Here is a 23217-nt window from a genome sequence, read left to right as displayed (position 1 = left end):
ACATCCATGACTTATGGTTTTCTTTGCGGGCGCACGCAAGCCCGAGGCGCCTTAGCCCTGCGCGGCGTTTGCCGCCAGGACGCGCGCGACAAAGGCTTCCAGCACGCGCCGCTTCTCTTGCGTCGGAACGGGCCGATCCTGCAAACCGAGCGCCGACAACGTCACGATGCGTCCGCGCACCTGAAGGATCGCGCGCCAATATTCCGATTCCACCGGCTGCCCGGCAACCGCCGACCTGTCCTGAAGCCGTAGGTAGAGCACGTCGCCACGCGACAAGACCTGAGAGAGTGTCACGTCTTCTGCCCGGCCCGAGCGGCTGAGCGCGGCCCGCCCGGGATCGGAGCGGAAGAAAGCCGCCATCGCGGGCAGGTGCTCCTCGAAAGCACCGTCAGGCGCACCCGGCAGAACGGTCGCGGTCAGAATGGCGGGATATGTCGGCTGCCCGGTCGTGGCCGATCCGGTCAGCGCCGCGCAGGTGCCAAGCAGGACGAAAGCACCAGTAGGGCTGTCGCGGCTCGGGCCCTTGTCGACGCAGTACCCCGTTGGGCCCGCCACCGTGACCGCCCCGCCCGAGACGGCCATAGCGCGCGAAGCGCTCGCCGACAGCATGCCCATTTCGCTCGGCACGCAGGCCGAGAGAGCCGTGAGGGCGGCAAGTACCGCGCCGAGCTTACTGGTCCATGTAAACATGGCGCTCCGCCCTGGCGCCGGGATGAGTGACCGCGCCTTCGCGCGCGCCGCCGACAAGCTGGGCATATTTCCACAGCGCGCCCGAGGCATATTGCGTTTCGCGCGGGCCCTTCCAGTCGGTCTTCCGCTTGGCCAGCTCTTCGTCGGAAAGCGCCACCGACAGCTCGCCCTTGATCGCGTCGAGCGTGATCATGTCGCCGTCCTTCAGAAGCGCGATGGGCCCGCCATGAGCCGCTTCGGGGCCGACATGGCCGACGCAGAAGCCACGCGTCGCGCCCGAGAAGCGGCCATCGGTGATCAGCGCCACCTTCTTGCCCATGCCCTGGCCCGACAGCGCGGCCGTCGTCGCCAGCATCTCGCGCATCCCCGGCCCGCCTGCAGGGCCTTCGTTGCGGATGACGATGACCTCGCCTTCCTTGTAGGCGCGTGCCTTCACGGCCTCGAAGGCGTCCTCCTCGCATTCGAAGACGCGGGCCGGTCCGGAAAAGACCTGCTCCTCGGGCGTCATTCCCGCGACCTTTACGATCGCGCCGTCCGGAGCGAGGTTGCCTCTCAGCCCGACGACACCGCCGGTCTTGGTGATCGGCTTGGCGGCGGGGTAGATCACGCGGCCATCGGCCTCGCGGGTGATCCGATCCAGTTCCTCGCCCATCGACCGGCCGCTCGCCGTGACGCAATCCTCGTGGATCATACCGGCCTTGCGCAGTTCCTTCATCACGACCGGCACCCCGCCGACCTCGTAGAGGTCCTTGGCGACGAATTGTCCGCCCGGCTTCAGATCGACGAAATAGGGCGTGTCGTGGAAGATATCGCAAACATCGAAGAGGTCGAAGTCGATGCCAACCTCGTGCGCGATGGCCGGCAGGTGAAGGCCCGCATTGGTCGAACCGCCGGTGCAGGCGACGACCCGTGCCGCGTTCTCCAGCGCCTTGCGCGTGACGACGTCGCGGGCGCGGATGTTCTTCTCGACCAGCGACATCACCGCCTCGCCCGAGGCCCTGCCGTATTCGTCGCGGCTCTCGTAAGGCGCGGGCGCACCCGAGGAGTTCAGAAGCGCCAGCCCGATCGCCTCGCTGACGCAGGCCATCGTGTTCGCGGTGAACTGGCCGCCGCAGGCACCCGCTGACGGGCAGGCGACGCGCTCCAACACCGCCAGTTCGGCATCCGAGTAGTTCCCGGCCTGATGCTTGCCGACCGCCTCGAACACGTCCTGCACGGTCACGTCCTGACCGTTCAGCCGCCCCGGCAGGATCGACCCGCCATAGATGAAGACCGACGGCACGTTGAGCCGCACCATCGCCATCATCATCCCCGGCAGGCTCTTGTCGCAGCCCGCGAGGCCCACGAGCGCGTCGTAGCAGTGCCCGCGCATCGTCAGCTCGACCGTGTCAGCGATCGCGTCGCGCGACGCGAGCGAGGAGCGCATCCCCTCATGACCCATCGCGATGCCGTCGGTAACGGTGATCGTCGTGAATTCTCGCGGGGTGCCGCCGCCGACCTTCACGCCCTGCTTCACCGCCTGAGCCTGACGATTGAGCGCGATGTTGCAGGGCGCAGCTTCGTTCCAGCAGGTGGCGACGCCGACCCAGGGCTGGTGAATCTCCTCCTCGGAGATTCCCATCGCGTAGAAGTAGGACCGATGCGGTGCCCGGGCGGGCCCTTCCGTCACATGGCGGCTGGGCAGGGCGGTCTTGTCGAAGCGGCGGTTCTTCATGGGGTGCCTCACGTCAAGCTGTCGGCACTGGAATAGGCGAGCACGCTGCAGGACACAAGCCAGCGCAGGATGCGGGGGGCACAACGAAAAGGGCGGCCCGAGCCGCCCGTTATCCGTATTGCGAAAGGTCGCTGGTCAGGCCGACCGCGCCCGGCGACGCCACGCCACCCCGATGCCCAGGGCGCCGAGCGCGCCGCCGAGAAGCGGCAGCGCCGCAGGCAGCGGGACAGGCGCAGGCGCGAAGCTCAGAAGACCGCGGCTCTGCGAGGCGTTGAATCTGGTGTTACCCGCGAGCCTGATCGTGCCGGCACTCGCGCTGAACAGAAAAGCATAGCCCTGCACGAAGTTTCGGCGGCTGCGCGTGATCGTCGTAAGACCGAGCGTATCGAAGGCACTGCCGGTGTAGTTCAGGAACCGGTGCGAACCGTTCAGGTAACCAAGGATCGCCGCGCCGTTCGAAACGACCGTGTTCGCCGCGGTGGTGGCATCGAACGTGTCGCCCACTGCGAAGCGCGTGCCCGCCGGCGACCGGAGGCGCACAAACGCGATGTAGTCGGCGGTGGGTGCGCCGAAGTAGCTTCTTTGCCAGTTGTTCAGGCTGTAGACGCCGTCATTCCTCGTTTGCGAGAATGCCGAAATCTGTGCCGCGCCGGCGGGCCACGCCAGTCCAAGGCAAAGGATCAATGCTGCAACTGAGCGCATTTGTTCATTCCCACATTACACTTGGGGGGACCTATCGCTGCAGAAAGCGGCACAAATAAGTCGTTCAGCGGGCGCTACAGCGTCGGCATCAGGTGCAGGCGCCGCTTCGGTCCGGTTCCGAGCCGGACCGAAGAGTCAGTGCGTCGGGCCGACAGCGCGCAGTGCAGAGGCGGTTCGTCGCGGGCGCGGAGCGTGCAGATGACGGCACCCAAACGAAATGGCCGACCCGCGCCGGCCCTGCACCCGGGTCACGATGTGGCGCTGGCTAGGTCCGCCGCGCCCGGCGTCGCCGCGCAGCTCCGGCACCCAGAATCCCGAGCGCCACGCCGAGAAGCGGCAGAGCGGCAGGAAGCGGCACGGTCGCGGGCGTGAAATCCAGAACGCCGAGGCTTTGCGAGGCGTCGAAGTTCGCGTTGCCCTGGAGCCGGATAGACCCGGCATTGGCGCTGAACAGGAATGCGTAGCCGTCGGCGAAGCTGGGTCCATTGCGCGCGAACGTGGTCAGTCCGAGCCGACCGAACGCATTCCCAGTGTAGTTGAGCCGATTGTTCGTCCCGTTCAGGAAGGCCAGAATCGCGCTGCCGTTCGACGCGACAGAATTCGCCGCCGTTGTCGCGTCGAAGGTGTCACCCGCGAAAAAGCGCCCTCCCTGCGGCGCGCGCACATGGACGAATGCGATGTAGTCGGCGTTCTTCACGCCGAAGAAGTTCTTTTGCCGCTGGTTCAGGCTGTAGACACCGTCGTTCGACGCGCGCGTGAAAGCCGAAACCTGCGCCGCCTCGGCGGGTAACACCAGTCCAAGACAAAAGAGCACTGCCGCAGCTATTCGCATTTTTTTGTGATTCCAACGCGACCCTCAGAACGCTCTATGCTCTCGGAAAGCGGCGCGATTATGTCTGACTGCGGACAGCGCGATGGCGGCACGATTTTCGGCGGCGGCACATTCTGAAGATCGCACCCGGATTGCCGCCGCGACCGCGCGCGGATAGCTTTCCCGACATCATGCTCCGAGCCTATTCCCCGCACGAACGCTATGTCTCTCCTGCCCGCCGGCGCGCCGAGCTCTGGCGGCTCGTCGTTGGGTCGGCGCTGATCATCGCGGTCTATCTCGGCTCGCTCCTATCCTTTCAGGCCTGGCTCACCGCGCGCTACGGAGAGCAGATCGCACACGGCATCGTGCGGCGGATGCTCAGCGGCGACACGCCGGGCGGCGCTTTGATGCTGCTGTTTGGCTTTCTCGGTCTCGCGCTCGGACCCATGGCGGCCGCCCAGCTCATCCACAGGCGCCGGGCGGGCACGCTCTTCGGCCCGTCCTTCGGCGCCGCGGTGCACGACTTTCTTCGGGTGATCGGACCGCTACTGGCGTTTCAGCTGGCGCTTCTGCCATTCGTGCTCGTTTCGGATGCAATCCGCCCCGGTCTCGCGCTGGCCACTTTCCTCGGCTACCTGCCCTTCGCGCTGACCGGCATCCTGATTCAGACAGGGGCCGAGGAATTGGTGTTCCGGGGCTACCTGCAACAGCAATTGGCCGCGCGCTTCAGGACACCGATCCTGTGGATGGGCCTGCCAGCAGTTCTGTTCGCCTGGGGTCACTATCTGCCCGGCGAACACGGCCCGAACGCCGCGCTCATTGCGCTTTGGGCTGCGGTTTTTTCCTGCCTTGCCGCAGACCTGACCGCCCGGACCGGCACGCTCGGCGCCGCGATCGCGTTTCACGCGGCAAATAACGTGGCGGCGTTTCTTCTGGTCGGCCTCGACGGCAACATTGACGGCCTCGCGCTCTGGTCGCTGGCGGTCGATCCGGCCGATCCCGCGGCAATCCGCCCGCTGCTCGCCGCGGACTTTCTTACCATGATCATCGGGTGGCTTCTGGTGCGGCTCAGGCTCCGCGTCTGATTGCATTTCCCCCCCGTCACGACTATTTCGGGAAGCTAACCGGCGGCGCCAACCGTCCTGACCGAAGGCCCCAGCGATGAACTGGATCACGAACTACGTCCGGCCCACCATCAACTCGCTCTTCTCTCGGCGGGAGGTGCCCGACAATCTCTGGTCCAAGTGCCCCGAATGCGGGACGATGCTTTTCCATCGTGAACTGGCCGAAAACCTCAATGTCTGCACCAATTGCGACCACCATCTTGCGATCGCCCCGCGCGAGCGATTCGCCCACCTTTTCGATGGCGGCGTATTCACCGAGGTCAAGGTGCCCGAACCGATCGCCGATCCGCTGCATTTCCGCGATCAGAAAAGGTATCCCGACCGCATGAGGGCGGCTCAGAAGGCGACCGGCGAAAAGGAAGCAATGCTCGTCGCCGAAGGGGAGATCGACCGCACGCCCGTCGTCGTCGCGGCCCAGAACTTCGCGTTCATGGGCGGATCGATGTCGATGTATGTGGGCAATGCCATCATCGCGGGCGCCGAGCGCGCGGTGAAGCACAAACGGCCCTTTGTCCTTTTCTCCGCCGCTGGCGGAGCGCGGATGCAGGAAGGCATCCTCGGTCTGATGCAGATGCCGCGCACGACCATTGCGGTCGAGATGGTGCGCGATGCAGGCCTGCCCTACGTCGTGGTCCTCACCCATCCGACGACCGGCGGCGTAACGGCCTCCTACGCGATGCTGGGCGATGTACAACTCGCCGAACCCAACGCGCTCATCGGCTTTGCGGGCGCCCGCGTGATCGAACAGACGATCCGCGAGAAGCTGCCCGAAGGCTTCCAGCGCTCGGAATACCTCTTAGATCACGGCATGCTGGACCGCGTCACGCACCGCAAGGATTTGAAGCAAGAGCTCGTAACGATCCTGCGCATGCTCACGCGCCAGCCGCCCGCGGTGAAGGGCGACCTGCCGAAGCCGGACGACGGTGCCAAGCCGGAAGCGAAGGCCGATGCGAAGCCGGACGCGAAACCGGGCGAAAAGATGGACACCGCCGCCAAGGAGGCGTCGGGCGCGAAATAGCCGCCGCCCCGCCAATTATTTGGTGCGGGGACCGGTCCGACCGAACTCCACTGCCGACCACTCAGCGCTGCGAGACCGCCATGTCCAAGGGTTCCGACCTGATCCTGTCGCGCATGATGGCGCTTCACCCGAAGATCATCGACCTGACGCTCGACCGGGTCTGGCGGCTCCTGGAGGCGCTCGGCCATCCCGAACGCGCCCTGCCGCCGGTGATCCACATCGCGGGCACGAACGGCAAGGGCTCGACCCAGGCGATGATCCGCGCGGGTCTCGAGGCGAAGGGGGAACGCGTCCACGCCTACACATCGCCCCACCTCGCCCGCTTTCACGAGCGGATCCGGCTGGCCGGAGAGCTGATCTCCGAGGACCGCCTGACCGATATCCTGGCCGAGTGCGAAGCGGCGAACGGCGGTATCCCGATCACCTATTTCGAGATCACGACCTGCGCCGCGCTGCTTGCCTTCGCGCGGACCGAGGCCGACTGGACGCTTCTCGAAGTCGGCCTCGGCGGGCGGCTCGACGCGACCAATGTTGTCGACCGGCCCGCGCTCACGATCATCACCCCCGTCTCGCTCGACCACCAGCAGTATCTGGGCGACACGCTGCCCGAGATCGCAGGCGAGAAGGCCGGGATCATCAAGCGCGGCGTGCCCTGTATCGTCGGCCCGCAGGAAGACGACGGGCTCGAGGTGATCGAGGCGAAGGCCGCGAGGCTCGGCGCGCCGCTCCTCGTCCACGGCCAGCATTGGCGGGCATGGGAAGAACGCGGGCGGCTCATCTTCCAGGACGAAACCGGTCTCCTGGACCTGCCGCTGCCAAATCTGCCCGGCCCGCATCAGATCGACAATGCGGGCGCCGCGCTCGCCGCCCTCCGTCATCTCGGAGCCGACGAGGCCGCTTGCGAGGCCGCCGTCACGACAGCCTACTGGCCGGCCCGCATGCAGCGGCTTACCCATGGCCCGCTGGTCGAGGCGGCCGGGTCGTGCGAACTCTGGCTTGACGGAGGCCACAATCCGGCGGCGGGACGCATGCTGGCCGGCACGATTGCGACAATGCCGCCGAAGCCCACCCATCTTGTCGTCGGCATGCTGAACACCAAGGACATCGGCGGCTATCTCCGCCCGCTGGCCGAACACGCGACATCGCTCACCGCCGTCTCGATCCCCGGCGAGGCCGCGACGTTGACGGCCGAGCAGACGCAAGAGGCCGCGGCCCGCGCCGGCATCGCCGCCGCTCTGGCCGAAAGCGTGGTCGCGGCCATCCGGACCGTCGCAGCGAACGACCCCGGCGCGCGCATACTCATCTGCGGGTCGCTCTACCTCGCGGGCGGCGTGCTGCGTGAGAACGGCTGACGGACAGCACGCAAACGAAAGGGCCCGCGCATGGCGAGCCCCTCCAAATTTCTTGCGTTCGGTTCAGCGGTCGAGGAACCGCCGCGCGCTCGGCATGATCTGCATCAGCACGTAGTAGGCGATACCGGCGGGCAAGAGGCTCGCGTACCACGACACGCCCGAGAAGGTCAGCGCGGTCACGACCCCGAAGCCCATCGCGAAGACGGCCGCCCAGTTGACGCCGCTGTAGGGACCTTCCGGATCGTAGAGCTTGTCGAGATCCAGAACCTGCCTGCGCAGCACGAAGTAGTCCACGACGAGGATCGCGAAGATCGGGCCGAGGAAGGCGGAATAGGTCTGGATGAAGAGGCTCAGACCGGCCGCCGATTCGTCCTTCACGAGTTCCCACGGGAAGGTCGCGAAGGCGAGAAGACCGACGATCACCGCCGAGGTCTTGAAGTTTATCTTGAACACGTCCATCAGCGCGTACGCGGGCGGGACGACGTTGTTCAGGATGTTCGTCGTCACCTGCGCGAAGGCGATGAAGAGAAGCGTGATGACGAGAAGCGGCTTGTTGTCCACGGCGCTCGAGAAGACCTTGATCGGATCGACCTCGCCCGTCGCGCCGGACACCATGAGCCCGATGAGCCCCATGAAGAGCGTCGCGGGCAGGATCGAGTTGGCGTAGATCGCCACCTGCCGCAGCGGCCCGACATTGCGGCGCAGCTCGCGCGAATAGTCGCTGACGTTCAGCATCATCGTCGAGTAGATGCCGAGGAACAGCATCGTCGCCCCCCAGAACGGCGCGCCCCAGGTGCCCTCGACGTTCACGAGGTTGGCCGAGATCTCCTCGCCGTATTTGCTGATGACGCTGAAGAACATGTAGACCAGCGACCCGATGATGAAGACCGAGCCGATGTTCTCGAGCCACTTGATGCCGTGGAAGCCGAGGACCGACAGCCCGATCTGCAGCAGCTGGAAGCCGATGAAGAAGACGACGATGTTGTCGTAGCCAAAGAGCGTCGCCGAGACGAGGTTCAACGCCCCCGCGCCGATCCAGCTTTGGAAGCCGTACCAGACGATGGCAGGGACAGAGCGCACGAGCGCCGGTATGCGCGTGCCGGTGAAGCCGAAGGCCGACCGCGCCTGCACCATGAAGGGGATGCCGTATTTGTGCCCGGCCTGGCCGTTGATCATCAGCGCGAGGCCGATCACCGTGCAGCCGATCGCGATCGCCACGAAGGTCTGCAGAAGGTTAAGCGTGCCGACGAGGCCCGAGCCGATGGTGAACGTGCCGATCGACACGCAGCCGCCGAGCCAGGCGAAGAGATAGGACCAGGGGTCCATGATCCGCGTTTCCTGCGGCGCAAGGCTCTCCTCCCCGATCGCCTTGTGCTCGATATGGGTGACGTGATCTTGGGGCGGCACCAGTGTCGGGTCCGCCGTAGCGTGGGTTGCAGTCATTGTCTCCTCCGTCCTCAGACTACTTCACATTGGGCCGCGCATAGGCGTTGATCTTGCTGGTCTTCAGGCCGCAGCCGACCAGCGCCTCAACCATCCGCGTCGCGACGCTCACCCCGTCGATGACGGGAATGCCGGTCTCCTCGCTCAGCCAGGCGGTCAGGTCCGCCATTCCGGCGCAGCCCAGCACCACCGCCTCGCAGCGGTCCTCCTCGATGGCGCGCTGAATTTCCTCGAGGATCTTCTCGCGCGCGTTCGATCCCGGCTCCTCGAGCGCGAGGACCGGGATCTCGGCCGACCGCACGCGGCGGCACTGATGCGACAGGCCGTAGCCGTGGATCAGCCGTTCGATGACCGGCACCGAGCGCGGCAGCGTCGTCACGACCGTGAACGAGGTCGCGAGCATGCTCGCGGCCTTCACCGCCGCCTCGCAGATGCCGAGCACCGGGCCGGTCGCGATCTCGCGGCAGGCGCCGATGCCGGGATCGTCGAAACAGGCGACGACGATGCCGTCGACGCCCTCGTCCTCCGCCGCGCGGACGCAGGACAGCAGCGCGGGCACCGACATCGCCTCGTCGAAATGGCCCTCGATGCTGGCCGGCGCGCCCTTGGCCGTCGCGCCATGCACCGAGACGCCGGCGCTCGCGACCCGGTTCGCGGTCTCGATGATCTTGCGGGTCATCGATTCCGTCGAATTCGGATTGACCACCAGGATGTTCATTCAGGCCTCCTCCACTTGTTAACATTAATTGTTAACAATTATTGATAACAAAGCAAGAGAATCTTCGCGCGCATTGTCAAGGCCTTGCGCGGTCCTTACTTTCCAAGGCTGGATGCAATGCCGCACAGGATGGGAATGAGCGACTCGCCCGAAGACATCATCGTCGCCTCGGTGATCGACGCGATTTCCGAACAACGCCTGCCCGCGGGCGCGAAGCTCGGCGAGCAGGCGCTGAGCGACCTCTTCTCGTGCAACCGCGCGAACGTGCGCCGGGCGCTGGCCTCGCTCGCCGCGCAGCACGTGGTCGAGCTGCGCCCCAATCGCGGCGCCTTCGTGATGACGCCCTCACCGAAGGAGGCGCGCGACGTCTTCCAGGCCCGCCACACGGTCGAACGCACGATTGCGCGGCATGCCGCCGGCCGCGCGTCGAAGGAGGACATCTCCTATCTGCGCACAAACATCGCCGAGGAGGCGCGCGCCCGCGCCTCCGGCGACAAGCCCGCCGAACTGCGCCTGTCGCGCCAGTTCCACATGCGGATCGCAACGATCGCGGGCAATCAGGTGCTGGAGCGGTTCCTCTCCGAACTGACCATGCGCACCACCCTCATCATTGGTCTCTACGCCGCGACCGGCGGGTCGAATTGTGCCGAGGACGAGCATGACCGGATCGTCGATGCGCTGGAGGCGGGGGACGCCGACCGTCTCGTCGATCTAATGGACGAACATCTCAGGCATCTCGAGGCGGGCCTGACCTTCCAGAACCCCAAGGCGTCGTCCTCCAGCCTGAGAGACCAGCTTCTGAGGCCTGCCGCGACCGGGACATAGGTCGCGGGCGGCCCGGGCTCGGCGGCTACCGGCCCCAGCCTTCGCTCTGCATCTCGCGCAGTCGGCTCGCGGTGCGCTCGAACTCGAACGATCCCGCGCCTTCGATATAGAGGCGTTCGGGCTCGTCGGCGGCCGAGGCGATCAGCCGGACCTTCGCTTCGTAAAGCGCATCGATCAGCGTCACGAACCGCTTGGCCTCGTTGTAGTTCTCGGCCGAAAGATGCGGGATCTCCTCGAGGATCAGCACCCGAATCGCCCCGGCGATGGCGAGGTAGTCGGCAGGGCCGAGCGGGCGGCCGCAAAGCTCCCAGAACGAGGCCCGCGCGACGCCCGCGTGATAATTCGGAATGACGATCTCGCGCCCCTTGACGACGAGCTTCAGTTCCGCATCCCCGCCGCCGCCCGTGAGTTCGAGCCAGATCCGCGTAAGCGCCACCTCTGCCTCGGCCCCGGCGGGCGCGAAATAGACCCTTTCGCCTTCCAGCCGGTGCTGGCGGTAGTCGGTCTCGCTTTCCAACTCGCGGACCGTGAGCCGCTCCTTCAGGAGCGCGATGAAGGGCAGGAAGAGCGGCCGGTTCAGCCCGTCCTTGTAGAGGTCATCCGGGTGGCGGTTCGAGGTCGTCACGATCGTCACGCCGCGGTCGAAGAGCATCTGGAAGAGCCGCCCGACGATCATCGCATCGGCAATGTCGGTGATCTGCATCTCGTCGAAATCCAGAAGCCGGACCTCGCCCGCGATCTCCTCCGCGGCCGGCTTGATCGCGTCATCGACGCCAGTCTTCCGGACCTCGTGCAGCTTCGCCTGCACCTCCTGCATGAAGGCGTGGAAATGCACCCGCCGCTTGGCCTCTATCGCGACGGTCTCGTGGAAGAGGTCCATGAGCATAGACTTGCCGCGCCCGACGCCGCCCCAGATGTAGAGCCCCTTCACGCCGTTCTGCGGCTTGGCGAAGATGCCGCCCAAGAGCCCCTTCCGCCGCCCATTCGTAGCCTCCAGCTCCTCGCGGATGCGCTGAAGCTCGGGCAGGAGCGCGCGCTGCGCGGCGTCCTGCTTCAGCCCGCCCTCATGCGTCATCCGGTCATAGATCTCGGTCAGCGTCTCGGCCATGACCCGTCGATAGCCGGTGCGGTGTCGACTGAAAAGGCCGCTTCAGTCTGGGGTGTCTGGTGTCGGGACGTTGTCGGGACGGATGCGGTACAAAGGCCGTACGGAAACGGGACGGCCCAGCACGGGCCGTAATTGTTCCGATCACAATTCGCGATTTGACCGAGAAACCCGCTTTGGTAAGAGTGCGCCGACCACGGAGACGCCATGGAAACGCGCGCGCCGCTCTTCACTCCGGTTCTCGTAGCCGGCTGCATAATAATCATGCTCGGCTTCGCCGTTCGGGCGAGTTTCGGCGTTTTCCAGATTCCGATCGCGGAAGAGTTCGGCTGGCTCCGGGCGGAGTTCAGCTTCGCCATCGCGATCCAGAATCTCGCCTGGGGTATCGGCCAGCCGATCTTCGGGGCGATCGCCGAAAAATTCGGCGACCGGAAGGCGATCATCGCGGGCGCACTGTCCTATGCGGCCGGTCTTGTGCTTTCAGCCTACGCCATTACTCCCGGCCAGCACCAACTTCTTGAAATCCTTGTCGGCTTTGGCATCGCGGGCACCGGCTTTGGTGTCATCCTCGCGGTCGTCGGCCGCGCGTCGAGTGCCGAGAACCGCTCGCTGGCGCTGGGAATCGCAACAGCGGCAGGTTCGGCCGGCCAGGTTTTCGGCGCACCGGTGGCAGAAATCCTGCTGGGCTATGCCCCCTGGCAGACGGTCTTCGTGATCTTCGCCGCCGTGATCCTGTCGTCGCTCCTTGTCCTGCCGATGATGCGCGCGCCCGAGGCGGCGAGCCGCGTGGAGCTTGAAGAGAGTATGGGCGAGGTGCTGCTCAAGGCGTTCCGCGACCCCTCCTACATGCTGATCTTTCTTGGCTTCTTCTCGTGCGGCTATCAACTCGCCTTCATTACCGCCCATTTCCCGGCCTTCGTGACCGAGATGTGCGGTGCGATCGACCCCTCGGGCACGCTCGCCGCGCTCGGTGTTACAACGACATCCGCGCTGGGTGCGATCTCGATCTCGCTCATTGGGATTGCCAATATCGTGGGCACGGTGACCGCGGGTTGGCTCGGCAAGCGATACTCGAAGAAGTACCTGCTGGCGTCGATCTACACCGGTCGTACGCTTGTCGCCGCCGCGTTCATCATGGTGCCGATGACGCCGACGACGGTGATACTCTTTTCGGTTGTCATGGGGGCACTCTGGCTTGCGACCGTGCCGCTTACGTCTGGTCTTGTCGCCCACATCTACGGGCTGCGTTACATGGGCACGCTCTATGGCTTCGTCTTTTTCTCCCACCAGCTGGGCTCGTTCGTCGGAGTCTGGTTGGGCGGACGGATGTACGACGCCTATGGCAGCTACACCGCCGTCTGGTGGATCGGCGTCGCGGTGGGCGCATTCTCGGCAATCGTCCATCTGCCGATCAGGGAACAGCCTTTCGACCGCGCTGCCCTGGCCTGAGGACCGCACCCGAGGGATCCCTATTGCAGGATGGAGAGCGTTCAGCGCTTGACCGTGTCGAGTATGTAGCGCGCGGTCATCAGGTCGAGATGCGCGCCCCCGCCGTTCTTGCAGAGCGTGATCTCGTCATCCGCGCCGCGGACAAAATCTCCCGATGCGATGTCATAGAAATCGCCCAGGATATCGCCCTCCGTGATCGCGCCAGAGGCAAGGGGGGCCATGATCTCGCCAATGTGGCGGATGGTCGTGGCACGCGCATCGACGAAGATGCGGGCGCGCTTCATCACATCGTCGTTCACTTCGCGCATGTCGGGGCGGTAGGCGCCGATAAGGTCGAGATGCGTGCCCGGCTTGAGCCATTCACCCCGGATCATCGGCTCGGTCGCCATGGTCGCGGTGGCGATCACGTCGGCCTTCCGCACGGCGGCCTCGAGGTCGGGCTCCGGGGTCGCGCCCGTGGCATCGGCGAAGGCGCGGGCGCTTTCGGGCGTCCGGGTCCAGACGTGGAAGCGGGCCTTGGGGAAGGCGGCGGAATAGGCCTCGACCATCGAGCTCGCGACAGTGCCCGCCCCCACCAGCAGGAACATCTCAGCGTCGGGCCGCGCGAGTCGGCGCGCGGCCAGAAGGCTGTCGGCGGCGGTCTTCCACTTCGTCACGAGCGCGAAGTCGAGATAGGCTTCCGGCAGGCCCTCGCGGTCGGAGAACAGCGCCACCACCCCGTGCAGGTTCGGCAGGCCGAGCGTCTGGTTGCCGGGATAAATCGTCGCCGCCTTCACCGCGAGGCCCATGCCGTCGATCCAGGCCGAGCGTGTCAGAAGCGTGTCCTCGCCGCGCCTGAGGACGGTGTCTCCTACCTCGGCCCTGGGCAGACGGTGGCCGGCCTCGATTGCCTCGGTCAGTTCGATCCAGTCGAGCTTCGCCTCCGCCTCCGGCCCGATGATTTCGATTGTCATGCGGCCTCCCCTTCGTCCAGAAGCCCCTCGGAGACGAGCCGGGCGGCAAGGCCATCCGGCCCGTCGAAGTGATGCACCTGCCAACCGCGCGCCTTGGCGGCGGTGATATTGTCGGCCCGGTCGTCGGTGAAGAGAAGGCCTTCGGGGGTCACGCCGCAATCCGCCTCGACGATTTCGTAGATGCGGGGATCGGGCTTCGTCACCTGTAGGCGGCCCGAGACATAGGCGCGGTCGAATTCGGCGAGGAACGGGTAGCTGGGTTCGGCATGGGCAAAGGTTTCGTCGCCGAAATTCGTCAGCGCGAAGACTGGCACGCCGCGCTTGCGCAGCGCCCTGAACAGGCGGACGGAGTGCGGGATCTCGGGCGAGGCCATTTCGATCCAGTTGTGATACCAGAGCCGGATCTTGTCCTCCCATTCGGGATGCCGCTGGGCGAGGGCATAGATCGTTTCGCGAAAGGGGGCGCCACGGTCGATTGCCTCGTTCATGCCGTGCAGGTCGATCTCGCTGAACATGCGCATCCGCTCGGCCACGCCCATGACTCGATCGTAGAACCGCTCGGGCTGCCATTCGATAAGTACGTTGCCGATGTCGAAGATCACCGCCTCGGGCCGCGCCATGTCCGCACCTCCTTGTCCGCCGGGCCGACACTAGCGGCGGTTTCGCGAAAGCCAAGCCCGATCAGCGCACCGGCGGCGGCCGGCGCGCCGCGATGCGCCGGTTCGCCAGCGCCTCGCGAACGAACATGTAAATCCCGCCGCCGACAATCAGCGTGGTCCCCGCCCAGGCAATCGTGTCGGGCCATTCGCCAAAGGCCACGACGCCCCAGAAGACCGCGAGCGGCATCGCGACATATTCGAAAGGTGCGATCACCGCGGCCTCACCCACGCGGTATGCCTGGCTGATGAGCACGCCCGCGAAGGCGCTCGCGAAGCCGAGCGCTACGAAAGTCAGCCAGTCGCGGGGCTCAGGCCAGATCCAGGCGCGAAAAAGGAACTCGATCGAGGCATGGCCCGATCCGGCGAAACGGCCATCACCGAAGAAAAGGCCCATTGCGCCCGACACCGCGATGAAGGTGAGCAGGATGTAGAACGTCATGGCCGTTGCGGATTCGGTGCCGCCGATCTTCCGCGTGAGAATTTGGAGCATCGCGTATCCTGTCGCCGCTATCAGCGGCAGGAGCGCGGCGAGGCGGAAGGCGTCGGTTCCCGGGCGTAGCATGATCACGACGCCAAGCAGGCCGATGATGACCGAGCCCCAGCGCCGGGCGCCAACGCTTTCGCCCAGTATCAGTACCGAAAAGGCGGTGATGAGCAGGGGACTGACAAAGAAGATCGCCACCGCGTCGACGAGCGGCATAGCGGCAAGCGCCGTGAAAAAGGTCATGTTCGCAATCACCACACAAAGCCCGCGCAGGACGTGCATCCCGATCCGGCGTGTCCGAAGCGCGGCAATACCGCCCTGAAGCGGCACGATCAGGGCCAGAAGCACGCCAAGCGCGATCAGCGAGCGGATCAGTACGACCTGATGCAGCGCGTATCCCGACGACAGAAGCTTGATCAGGACGTCGTTGGCTGAGAACAGGAAGGCCCCGCCGAGCGCGCAGAAGATACCGATCGCGCGGTTCCGCCCCTGGCGGGCAACGTCTGTCTCTACAAAGCTCACCAGACAAACTGACGGGATCGGCAGCGATCTGTCTGTCTCGCCCGCGACACGATGTCCCTACCTCGCCGCCGCCCGCATCAGACGGTCGAGAGCGTCAAGAAAACGCGACCGGTCCTGTTTCGTGAACGCGCGCCCGCCGCCCTGCCGGAACGGATCGGCCGCGCGCAAATCGGCCATCAGGTCGCGCGTGGCGAGCGCGTTGCCGATGTTGGCCTCGGTCAGCGTCTCGCCGTTCGGCTTCACGACGCGCGCGCCGGCGGCCACGCATTTCGCAGCCAGCGGGATGTCGGAAGTGACGACCACGTCGCCCTTCCCCGCCCGTTCGGCAATCCACTTGTCCGCCTCGTCGGGGCCTTCGGTGACGAACACCGTCTCGACCAGCGGATGGTCCGAGGGGCGGATGCCGCCGTTGCACACGATGAGAACCCGCACACCCAATCGATCGGCGACGCGGACGCATTCCTCTTTCACCGGGCAGGCGTCGGCATCGATGTAGAGGCTCATCTGCGATGCAACGTCTCGGCGTGGAAGGCGACATGATCGGCCATGAAGCTTGCGACGAAGAAATAGCTGTGATCGTAGCCCGGCTGCATCCGGAGCCTACCGTTTTGCCGCCGCGCCACCATCGCCTCGGCCAGAACTTCGGGCTTCAGAAGGTCGATGAACTGGTCCTCGGATCCCTGGTCGATCAGGATCGGCCCGTCGAACCCTTCGGCCCGCATCAGCAGCGACGCATCGTGCCCCGCCCACGCCATCTCATCCTCGCCGAGATAGGCGGAGAGCTGTTTCCGGCCCCAATCCGACCGGGTCGGATTCGCGATCGGCGCGAAGGCGGAAACGGACCGGAACCGCCCCTGAAGCTGCATCGCCATGGTCAGCGCGCCGTGTCCGCCCATCGAATGGCCCATGATCGACTGACGCGCCTCGTCCACCGCGAAGTTCGCAGTAACGATCTTCGGCAGTTCCTCGGCCACGTAGTCCCACATCTGGAAATGTGGCGACCACGGCTCTTGCGTCGCGTTCACGTAAAAGCCCGCGCCCTGGCCGAGGTCGTAGGCCTCGTCGTCGGCCACGCCCTCGCCCCGGGGCGAGGTGTCGGGGAAGACGAGCGCGATCCCGTATTCCGCCGCCCATTCCTGCGCGCCCGCCTTCACCATCGCGTTCTCGTGCGTGCAGGTCAGGCCCGACAGGTACCACAGGACCGGGACCGGGCCGTCCTCGGCCTCTTCCGGCAGGAAAAGACCGAAAGTCATGTCGCAACTGCAGGCGTCCGAGGCATGGGTGTAGACCCCTTGGACCCCGCCGAAACACTTGTTTTCCGACACTTTCTTCATCGCATTCTCTCCTAGGCTCCGGTGATCCAGGCGATCACTAATGACACGGTCACGATGCTGGCCATCGTGGAAACGAGGATCGAGGCCGAAACGCGCTGCGGCGCGACCCCGTAGTAGCGCGCAAGGATGTAGACATTGCCCGCGACCGGCAGCGCGGCCGCCGCGATCATGACACCGGCCGCGAAGGGTTGCACGTCGAAGAGGAAGAGCGCCGCCACGGCGACGGCCGCAGGATGCAGCACGAGCTTCGCGAACGAAAGCCAGAGCGCCACCGACAACCGCTCGGCTGATCTCGTGGCGAGCGAGGCACCAATGGCGAAGAGCGCGCCCGGCGTGGCCGCGGCGCCGAGGATCGTCAGGAACTCCTCGACCGGGGCCGCGAGCTTCACCGACGCCGCCGACACGAGAAGACCCGCCGCCATCGACACGATCATCGGGTTCCTGACCAGCCCCGTCGCCAGGTCCTTCGCGACGCGTGGACTGAACCCGCTGCCCCGCGCCCAGGTGATGATCAGCGTGATGAGGGTCGAGAAGACGATGAGATCTATCGTCAGCACCATCAGGACCGGTCCGGCCGCCGCCTCGCCCAGCAGCACCACGAGAAGCGGCACGCCGAGAAAGCCGGTATTGCCGATCACCGAGCATTGCGCCTCGACCGCCGCCTCAGGCAGCGAGACGCGCCGCGCGAGCGCCACGACGAAAGCGAGAAGGTAGACCGCCACGCAGCCGGTCAGATAGGCCAGCGCGAACCGTATATCGAAAATCTCCGCCACAGGCAGCGTCGCCGCGAAGCGGAACAGCATCGCCGACAGCGCGAAGTAGAAAACGAAGCGCGTCAGCCATTCGGTCGCCGCTTCGGGAAAGAACCGGATGCGGCCCGCGAACCAGCCGAGGCCGATCAGCGCGAAGAACGGCAGGGTCTTGAGAAAGATCGCCAGCATCGATCCCGCGCCTAGCATGGCCGTCGCGGGCGCGCCAGCGTCTCACCCGCGCCGGATCGTCAGGATCTCGTCGAGCGGCTTCTTGATCTTGGCCGCGGCGGGGACGGTGGCATCTTCCGCCGGATGGCCGACGGCGAGGATCATAACCGGTTTCTCGTTGTCGGGCCGGCCGCAGAGCGCGTTCAGGAACTTCATCGGGTTCGGCGTATGCGTGAGCGTCACCAGCCCCGCATGATGCAGCGCCGCGATCAGAAGGCCCGTCGCGATGCCGACGCTTTCGGGCACGTAGTAGTGCTTGTAGCGCTCGCCCTCCTCGGTGACGCCGTAGCGCTGCGCGAAGACGACGATCAGCCAGGGCGCGATCTCCAGATGCGGCTTCGCCGCGCCGGTGCCGATGGGCTCCAGCGCCGCCAGCCACTCGTCGCCGCCGCCGCCAGCGTAGAACGCCTCCTCCTCGACCTCGGCGGCGGTGCGGATGCGGGCCTTCATCTCGGGGTCCGAGATCGCCACGAAATGCCAGGTCTGCTGGTTCGCCCCGGATGGCGCGGTCCCGGCGGCGGCGACGCAGGCGGCGATCACCTCCACCGGCACGGAATCGGGGCGGTAGTCGCGCACCGTGTGGCGCTTGGTCATGTAGTCGCGAAACGCCTCCGCCGCCCTCAGCGCGGTGTCATCCGTCAGCCGGACCCGGTCGGGCAGCGGCAGCGGCTGGTAGCCGATTTCGTCCTTGATATGCATCTTCGTCCCTGTGGTTGGCGCGATCCTAGCCGGCCCCGATCAGAACGCCAGCGGCAAAGACCAGCGCGCCGCCGAGGACGACCTGGAATGTCGCGCGCATGAACGGCGTCTCCATGTAGCGGTTCTGGATCCAGACGATGGCCCAAAGCTCGACGAAGACGATGATGATCGCGGTGATCGTCGCGGTCCAGAAATCCGGGATCAGGTAGGGCAACGCGTGGCCGAGGCCGCCGAGAGTCGTCATCACGCCCGCCGATATGCCCCGCTTGATGGGCGAGCCGCGCCCCGACAGCACCCCGTCATCCGACGCGACCTCGGTGAAGCCCATCGAGATTCCCGCACCCACGGCAGCGGCAAGGCCGACGAGGAACGTCGTCCAGGTATCCTGCGTCGCGAAGGCCGTGGCAAAGATCGGCGCGAGCGTCGAAACCGAGCCGTCCATCAGCCCCGCAAGGCCCGGCTGCACCCAGGTCAGCACGAATTGCCGGTGTGCGGCCCGATCCTCCTCTTCGCGCGTCTCGTCGCCGAGATGGGTCTCGACAAGATCGCCGGCCTTCTTTTCGTGCTTTGCCTCGGCGGCGGCCAGGTCGCCCAGGAGCTTTCGCGTCTCAGCGTCCTCGGTCCGCGCGGCGGCGTTGCGGTAGAAGGCCTCGGCCTCGCGCTCCATCGCCTCGGCCTCGGTCCGGATCCGCTCGAGCCCGAGATTCTCCACGAGCCAGACCGGGCGGCGGGCGTAGAAGCCCGCGACATGCTCGCGCCGGATCAGAGGAATCACCTCGCCGAACCGCGCCTTGTGGCGCTCGATCAGCCAGTGGCGGTGCTTGTCCTCCTCCTTCGCCATCGCGTCGAAGATCTCGGCCGAGGAAGGATAGTCCGCCCGCAAACGCTCGGCATAGCTGCGGTAGATTCGCGCGTCGTCCTCCTCGGAGGAAATTGCGAGCGCCAGGATTTCCTGTTCGCTCAGATCGGAGAACCGACGGCGACTGGCGATGCCGGGTATCATGACTGCCTCCTCGTTCTGCTCATTGGAAAGCTAAGCTCTGCCGTCTTGGGCGGCAAGGCGGGTGCAGAGTCTGTTATGAACCGATCAGTTTAGATTTTCGTTGGAAAAGCGAACTGCTTGGTTTAGATTAGTGTTGCTAAACCGAACAGTTCAGATTGGACAGGCTATGGAACATCTCCGCACAGCGATCTTCGCCCTTGCACTTGGTCTTCTGGCCGCGCCCGCGTTGGCCGGCGGCGTCAGCTTCGACCTTCCGCGCCTCGATTTTCCGGCCCCTGCCCCCGAAACGACGCGCGATTGCGCGGCGCAGGGCGGAAAGGCGGTCTGCGCGCCCAACGATCGCTGACTTTTCCCCGGCTCATCCCCGTGGACCCCTCGGGCGGGAGTCTTCCCGCCCGTTTTTCCCCGGACGCGCTTGCCGCGCAGGCAAGGCGCGGTCTATCATCGCCCGGGGGAGGAACCGCATGGCGACAGCCGCAGAAGTCGTGACAATCAAGCGCGGTCGCAAGTTCGACCAAGTGCTCGAAGGGGCGCGCAAGGTGTTCATGAAACACGGCTTCGAAGGCGCGAGCGTCGATGACATCGCCGCCGAGGCCGGCGTATCGAAGGCGACGCTTTACAGCTACTTCCCTGACAAGCGCATGCTGTTCATCGAGGTCGCAAAATGCGAATGCGCACGCCAGGCCGACGAGGCGGAGACGCTCGTCGGGCTCACTGCGCCACCCGAAGTGGTGCTTCCGGTCGCCGCACAGCGAATCGCAGATTTTTTCGTTTCGGATTTCGGCCGCTCCACCTTCCGCATCTGCATGGCCGAAGCGGATCGCTTCCCCGAGCTTGGCCAGGAATTCTACGCCACCGGCCCCGGCCTTCTGCGCGAAAGGCTCGCCTCCTACCTGAACGGTGCCGTGGCACGGGGAGAACTCGTCATCGACGACGTCTACCTTGCAGCCGACCAGTTTGCCGAGCTGTGCAAGGCGGATATCTTCCCGAGCGTCTGCTTCGGCATCCGGCGCGATTTCTCGAAAGCCGACCGCGACAGGGTCGCGAAGGGCGCGGTGGACATGTTCCTCGCCCGCTACGGCGTGAAGAGGGACTAATCCAACCGCCGGATATAGGGCTGGTTCCCGACCCGCTTCATCTCGAACCGTTTGAGTTCCCCGACAAGGTCGCTCAGCTTCCTCTTGCCATAGGTGCGCGTGTCGAAATCGGGATTGTCCGCGACGATCTTCTGGCCGATCGCGCCGAGCAGGTACCAGTCGTCCTCCTGCTCCAGCTTGTCCATCGCCCGCAGGATCAGATCGGTCGCCTTGGACGGCGCGAGCTTGGCCGACGACTTCGCCGCCGCGCCGCCCTTGGCGGGCTCGGCGTCCTCGACGATGTTCTCGATGAAGATGAAGCGGTTGCACACGTTACGCAGGGCTTCCGGTGTCTTGGCCTCGCCGATCCCGATCACCTCGAGCCCATCCTCACGTATGCGGCTTGCGAGCCGCGTGAAATCGCTGTCGGAAGATACGAGGACGAATCCGTCGAACTTGCCGGCAAGCAGAATGTCCATCGCATCGATCACAAGGCCGATGTCGCTCGCGTTCTTGCCCTTGGTGTTGGCCGACTGCTGGTGCGTCACGAGGCCGAGTTGGCGGGCCTTTTCTTTCCAGCCACTCAGCTGGGGATTGGACCAGTCGCCATAGACCCGCCGGAGCGCGGGCTCGCCGTAGGAGGTGATTTCCTTCAGGATAGCTTCGGCGTTGCGCGCGACGACGTTGTCCGCGTCGATCAGCACGGCAAGCAGCGGAACTTCGGCGCGGGCCATCAGGCGGGACTTTCGATCGCATTCGTCATGGCGGCACCCTGTCACAGATGCCGGTACATCACCAGCGCGTCGACATAGCCTTCGCGCGGGTGCAGGAAAGCGCCGGGCAGACAGCCAACGGTCTCGAATCCGTGGCTTTGCCAGATCGCGATGGCGCGCGCGTTGGTCGAGACGACGAAGTTGAATTGCATCGCGCGGAAGCCCGCAGCGCGGGCCGTATCGAGCGCGTGGACGAGCATCGCGCGCGCGACGCCCTTGCCGGCCGCGGCTTCAGCGGTGACAAAGCCGCAATTGCAAACATGCGCGCCTCCGCCCTTCTGGTTGGGCGTCAGGAAATAGGTACCCAGCGGCCGGCGGTCGCTTTCGGCCACGAACACTTGGTGGAGTGGATCTGACCAGTACGCCAACGCCTGGGCGCGGGAGATGTCGCGAGGGACGCAATAGGTCTCTCCCGACCGGAACACGGGCTCCAGCATCGCCCAGATCGCGTCGTCATCGGCCAGCGTGGCGGGTTGTATCTGCATCGTCATCCTCGGGCATGGGCGCTGCGGAACCGCACGATTGCCACATCCTGACGAGCAGGCAAAGACCCATCCATCCTTCGATGGATTGCCGCAGCCTCGTGCCCCGCCTAGCCTAGGCAATCATGGCGCTCGATCCAAAAATTCGTCCAAGCCGGGGCTGGAGCGGATCAGCCGCGCGCGACGCGAGCGTGAAGCAGCGCCCCGATCTCGCCGCGCCGCTTGACCTCCAACCGGTCAAGGATCGCGTGAACATGGTCCTTCACCGTCGCCACGCTGATGCCAAGCGCGTCCGCGATTTCGGCATTCGACATGCCGCGGGCGACCGCCATGGCGACCTCCGCCTGGCGGGGCGTCAGCCCACTGGGCGTGCGCGGCCCTTCGCGCACCAGGACGACGGGCGCCCCCACTATTCGCGACGCCGCGAGGTCGATCCGCACGAGGTGCCCCGTCGCGTCGAGCCGCGCGAGCGCCGGCAATGCCGCCCAACCGTCCCGCTCCAGCGCGGCGAGCGCATCCTTGAGATCAGCGAGGCTCCGATCATCCAGTCCCATGAGGCATCCCATGACATCCGTCCCCGTCGAAGTCAGCAATTTCTTTCTCGCGATGCAAGTGGGCTGCGCGGGCGGGGAGGCGCTAGCCGCGCTGTTCGACGAAATCGCTGTTTACGAGGAGCCCTTTTCCGGCACCGTCCGCCGGCATGAGGGTCGCGCGGCGATCATGGCAGCGATGGCCCTGGGCTGGGAAATTCCCATGGTCGACACTCGGATCGAGATCCGCCACGCCGAGACGACTGGCGGCGAGGTTCACGTGGCCTGGACCTGCCACTCGCCGTCCCTGCCTGGCGGTAAGGGAAGCGGACTGAACCGCTTCACCTTCCGCGACGGGCGCATCATCTCGCTGATCACGACGCTCGAGGAGGAGTGAATATGACGAAGAACCCGGAAGTCGACGCCTGGCTCGATCGCTACGACAATCCGATGAAGCCGGTTGTCGCCGCCTTGCGCGACCGTGTGCTATCGGCGCTGCCCGAGGTCAGCGAGGCAATCAAGTGGCAAGCCCCGACCTTCATCTACAAGGGCAATATCGCGAGCTTCTTTCCCAAGGCCAAGGCGCATACGAGCCTCATGTTCCACACGGGCAGCACGATCCCGGGCGACTTCCCGAACCTCGAAGGCGAGGGCAAGGAGGCGCGGACCTTCAAGGTCAAGGACCTCGCCGACCTGGACGCAAAGGAGGCCGAGCTTCTCGCGATCATTCGCGCATGGATCGCCATGAAGCAGGCTGATACGTAGCTGCAG

Annotated in this window: 27 protein-coding genes; 9 read left to right on the top strand and 18 right to left on the bottom strand. The window is 65.6% G+C overall.

What is annotated here, in order from left to right; all coding sequences use genetic code 11:
• Positions 1 to 51: 51 nt before the first annotated feature.
• The 4 genes from DEA8626_RS01070 to DEA8626_RS01055 all read right to left on the bottom strand — a co-directional run bounded on the left by DEA8626_RS01070 (position 52) and on the right by DEA8626_RS01055 (position 3938).
• Entirely contained in the window at positions 52 to 690 is a 639-nt protein-coding gene (locus DEA8626_RS01070) for a cation transport ATPase (protein ID WP_146188817.1), read from the bottom strand.
• Complete coding sequence (ilvD, locus tag DEA8626_RS01065; RefSeq protein ID WP_108851226.1) at positions 671 to 2404, bottom strand: dihydroxy-acid dehydratase; 1734 nt, start codon at positions 2402 to 2404, stop codon at positions 671 to 673. The genes DEA8626_RS01070 and ilvD overlap by 20 nt, the downstream gene beginning before the upstream one ends.
• 135 nt (positions 2405 to 2539) lie before the next feature.
• Positions 2540 to 3106: a hypothetical protein gene (locus tag DEA8626_RS01060; protein WP_108851225.1), complete on the bottom strand. Its 567-nt coding sequence runs from the start codon at positions 3104 to 3106 to the stop codon at positions 2540 to 2542.
• A gap of 265 nt (positions 3107 to 3371) precedes the next feature.
• Positions 3372 to 3938 carry a hypothetical protein gene (locus tag DEA8626_RS01055; RefSeq protein WP_146188816.1) on the bottom strand — a complete coding sequence of 189 codons (567 nt, stop codon included), beginning with the start codon at positions 3936 to 3938 and terminating at the stop codon, positions 3372 to 3374.
• A gap of 170 nt (positions 3939 to 4108) precedes the next feature.
• Here DEA8626_RS01055 and DEA8626_RS01050 point away from each other — a divergent pair, with 170 nt between their 5' ends.
• The 3 genes from DEA8626_RS01050 (at position 4109) to DEA8626_RS01040 (ending at position 7411) form a co-directional block, all read left to right on the top strand.
• Positions 4109 to 5002, top strand: a complete 894-nt coding sequence (locus DEA8626_RS01050; RefSeq protein WP_108851223.1) for a CPBP family intramembrane glutamic endopeptidase — start codon at positions 4109 to 4111, stop codon at positions 5000 to 5002.
• 76 nt (positions 5003 to 5078) lie between these two features.
• The gene (accD, locus tag DEA8626_RS01045) at positions 5079 to 6059 is read left to right on the top strand and encodes an acetyl-CoA carboxylase, carboxyltransferase subunit beta (protein ID WP_108851222.1); all 981 of its coding nucleotides are present in this window, start codon (positions 5079 to 5081) and stop codon (positions 6057 to 6059) included.
• Positions 6060 to 6139: 80 nt separating this feature from the next.
• Positions 6140 to 7411 (top strand): bifunctional folylpolyglutamate synthase/dihydrofolate synthase, encoded by a 1272-nt coding sequence (locus DEA8626_RS01040; RefSeq protein ID WP_108851221.1) that lies wholly within the window; start codon positions 6140 to 6142, stop codon positions 7409 to 7411.
• A 63-nt stretch (positions 7412 to 7474) separates the two neighbouring features.
• On the opposite strand, the gene DEA8626_RS01035 is transcribed toward DEA8626_RS01040, so the two are convergent.
• Positions 7475 to 8854 carry an NCS1 family transporter gene (locus DEA8626_RS01035; protein ID WP_245890677.1) on the bottom strand — a complete coding sequence of 460 codons (1380 nt, stop codon included), beginning with the start codon at positions 8852 to 8854 and terminating at the stop codon, positions 7475 to 7477.
• A 19-nt stretch (positions 8855 to 8873) separates the two neighbouring features.
• Positions 8874 to 9572, bottom strand: coding sequence for an aspartate/glutamate racemase family protein (locus tag DEA8626_RS01030; protein WP_108851220.1), 699 nt, complete (start codon positions 9570 to 9572; stop codon positions 8874 to 8876).
• A 135-nt stretch (positions 9573 to 9707) separates the two neighbouring features.
• Here DEA8626_RS01030 and DEA8626_RS01025 point away from each other — a divergent pair, with 135 nt between their 5' ends.
• Positions 9708 to 10397 (top strand): GntR family transcriptional regulator, encoded by a 690-nt coding sequence (locus DEA8626_RS01025; RefSeq protein ID WP_108851219.1) that lies wholly within the window; start codon positions 9708 to 9710, stop codon positions 10395 to 10397.
• A gap of 25 nt (positions 10398 to 10422) precedes the next feature.
• Here DEA8626_RS01025 and zapE read toward each other — a convergent pair whose 3' ends face one another.
• Positions 10423 to 11505, bottom strand: a complete 1083-nt coding sequence (gene zapE, locus DEA8626_RS01020) for a cell division protein ZapE (RefSeq protein WP_108851218.1) — start codon at positions 11503 to 11505, stop codon at positions 10423 to 10425.
• Between the two features lie 204 nt (positions 11506 to 11709).
• Here zapE and DEA8626_RS01015 point away from each other — a divergent pair, with 204 nt between their 5' ends.
• The gene (locus DEA8626_RS01015; RefSeq protein ID WP_108851217.1) at positions 11710 to 12951 is read left to right on the top strand and encodes an MFS transporter; all 1242 of its coding nucleotides are present in this window, start codon (positions 11710 to 11712) and stop codon (positions 12949 to 12951) included.
• A 41-nt stretch (positions 12952 to 12992) separates the two neighbouring features.
• Here DEA8626_RS01015 and DEA8626_RS01010 read toward each other — a convergent pair whose 3' ends face one another.
• The 8 genes from DEA8626_RS01010 to mbfA all read right to left on the bottom strand — a co-directional run bounded on the left by DEA8626_RS01010 (position 12993) and on the right by mbfA (position 19585).
• Positions 12993 to 13904 carry an ornithine cyclodeaminase family protein gene (locus DEA8626_RS01010; RefSeq protein ID WP_108851216.1) on the bottom strand — a complete coding sequence of 304 codons (912 nt, stop codon included), beginning with the start codon at positions 13902 to 13904 and terminating at the stop codon, positions 12993 to 12995.
• On the bottom strand, positions 13901 to 14524 hold the full coding sequence (locus DEA8626_RS01005) for an HAD family hydrolase (protein ID WP_108851215.1): 624 nt from the start codon (positions 14522 to 14524) through the stop codon (positions 13901 to 13903). The genes DEA8626_RS01010 and DEA8626_RS01005 overlap by 4 nt, the downstream gene beginning before the upstream one ends.
• A gap of 61 nt (positions 14525 to 14585) precedes the next feature.
• Positions 14586 to 15569, bottom strand: a complete 984-nt coding sequence (locus tag DEA8626_RS01000) for a DMT family transporter (RefSeq protein WP_245890675.1) — start codon at positions 15567 to 15569, stop codon at positions 14586 to 14588.
• 57 nt (positions 15570 to 15626) lie between these two features.
• The gene (locus DEA8626_RS00995; RefSeq protein WP_108851214.1) at positions 15627 to 16073 is read right to left on the bottom strand and encodes a YaiI/YqxD family protein; all 447 of its coding nucleotides are present in this window, start codon (positions 16071 to 16073) and stop codon (positions 15627 to 15629) included.
• Entirely contained in the window at positions 16070 to 16903 is an 834-nt protein-coding gene (fghA, locus tag DEA8626_RS00990; RefSeq protein WP_108851213.1) for an S-formylglutathione hydrolase, read from the bottom strand. Before fghA ends, DEA8626_RS00995 begins: the two co-directional genes overlap by 4 nt.
• A gap of 11 nt (positions 16904 to 16914) precedes the next feature.
• On the bottom strand, positions 16915 to 17844 hold the full coding sequence (locus DEA8626_RS00985) for an AEC family transporter (RefSeq protein ID WP_108853257.1): 930 nt from the start codon (positions 17842 to 17844) through the stop codon (positions 16915 to 16917).
• Between the two features lie 42 nt (positions 17845 to 17886).
• On the bottom strand, positions 17887 to 18582 hold the full coding sequence (locus tag DEA8626_RS00980; protein ID WP_108851212.1) for a nitroreductase family protein: 696 nt from the start codon (positions 18580 to 18582) through the stop codon (positions 17887 to 17889).
• Positions 18583 to 18607: 25 nt separating this feature from the next.
• Positions 18608 to 19585 (bottom strand): iron exporter MbfA, encoded by a 978-nt coding sequence (gene mbfA / locus DEA8626_RS00975; protein WP_108851211.1) that lies wholly within the window; start codon positions 19583 to 19585, stop codon positions 18608 to 18610.
• Between the two features lie 166 nt (positions 19586 to 19751).
• Here mbfA and DEA8626_RS00970 point away from each other — a divergent pair, with 166 nt between their 5' ends.
• Positions 19752 to 19931 (top strand): hypothetical protein, encoded by a 180-nt coding sequence (locus tag DEA8626_RS00970; RefSeq protein ID WP_108851210.1) that lies wholly within the window; start codon positions 19752 to 19754, stop codon positions 19929 to 19931.
• 118 nt (positions 19932 to 20049) lie between these two features.
• Entirely contained in the window at positions 20050 to 20682 is a 633-nt protein-coding gene (locus DEA8626_RS00965; RefSeq protein ID WP_108851209.1) for a TetR/AcrR family transcriptional regulator, read from the top strand.
• On the opposite strand, the gene DEA8626_RS00960 is transcribed toward DEA8626_RS00965, so the two are convergent.
• The 3 genes from DEA8626_RS00960 to DEA8626_RS00950 all read right to left on the bottom strand — a co-directional run bounded on the left by DEA8626_RS00960 (position 20679) and on the right by DEA8626_RS00950 (position 22470).
• On the bottom strand, positions 20679 to 21395 hold the full coding sequence (locus DEA8626_RS00960; RefSeq protein ID WP_108851208.1) for an NYN domain-containing protein: 717 nt from the start codon (positions 21393 to 21395) through the stop codon (positions 20679 to 20681). The two genes, DEA8626_RS00965 and DEA8626_RS00960, sit on opposite strands and share 4 nt — an antisense overlap.
• Before the next feature lie 41 nt (positions 21396 to 21436).
• Entirely contained in the window at positions 21437 to 21919 is a 483-nt protein-coding gene (locus DEA8626_RS00955; RefSeq protein WP_108851207.1) for a GNAT family N-acetyltransferase, read from the bottom strand.
• A gap of 167 nt (positions 21920 to 22086) precedes the next feature.
• The gene (locus DEA8626_RS00950; protein ID WP_181366322.1) at positions 22087 to 22470 is read right to left on the bottom strand and encodes a helix-turn-helix transcriptional regulator; all 384 of its coding nucleotides are present in this window, start codon (positions 22468 to 22470) and stop codon (positions 22087 to 22089) included.
• A 10-nt stretch (positions 22471 to 22480) separates the two neighbouring features.
• On the opposite strand from DEA8626_RS00950, the gene DEA8626_RS20945 reads away from it, so the two are divergent.
• A complete protein-coding gene (locus DEA8626_RS20945) occupies positions 22481 to 22843 on the top strand; it encodes a nuclear transport factor 2 family protein (protein ID WP_181366321.1) in 363 nt (120 codons plus the stop codon).
• Between the two features lie 2 nt (positions 22844 to 22845).
• On the top strand, positions 22846 to 23211 hold the full coding sequence (locus DEA8626_RS00940; protein ID WP_108851205.1) for a DUF1801 domain-containing protein: 366 nt from the start codon (positions 22846 to 22848) through the stop codon (positions 23209 to 23211).
• Positions 23212 to 23217 lie beyond the last annotated feature (6 nt).

Origin of the sequence: Defluviimonas aquaemixtae, assembly GCF_900302475.1 — a bacterium.
GTDB lineage: Bacteria > Pseudomonadota > Alphaproteobacteria > Rhodobacterales > Rhodobacteraceae > Albidovulum > Albidovulum aquaemixtae.
The sequence above is the reverse complement of the archived record's forward strand: the minus strand, read 5'-3'. Positions and strand labels throughout refer to the sequence as shown.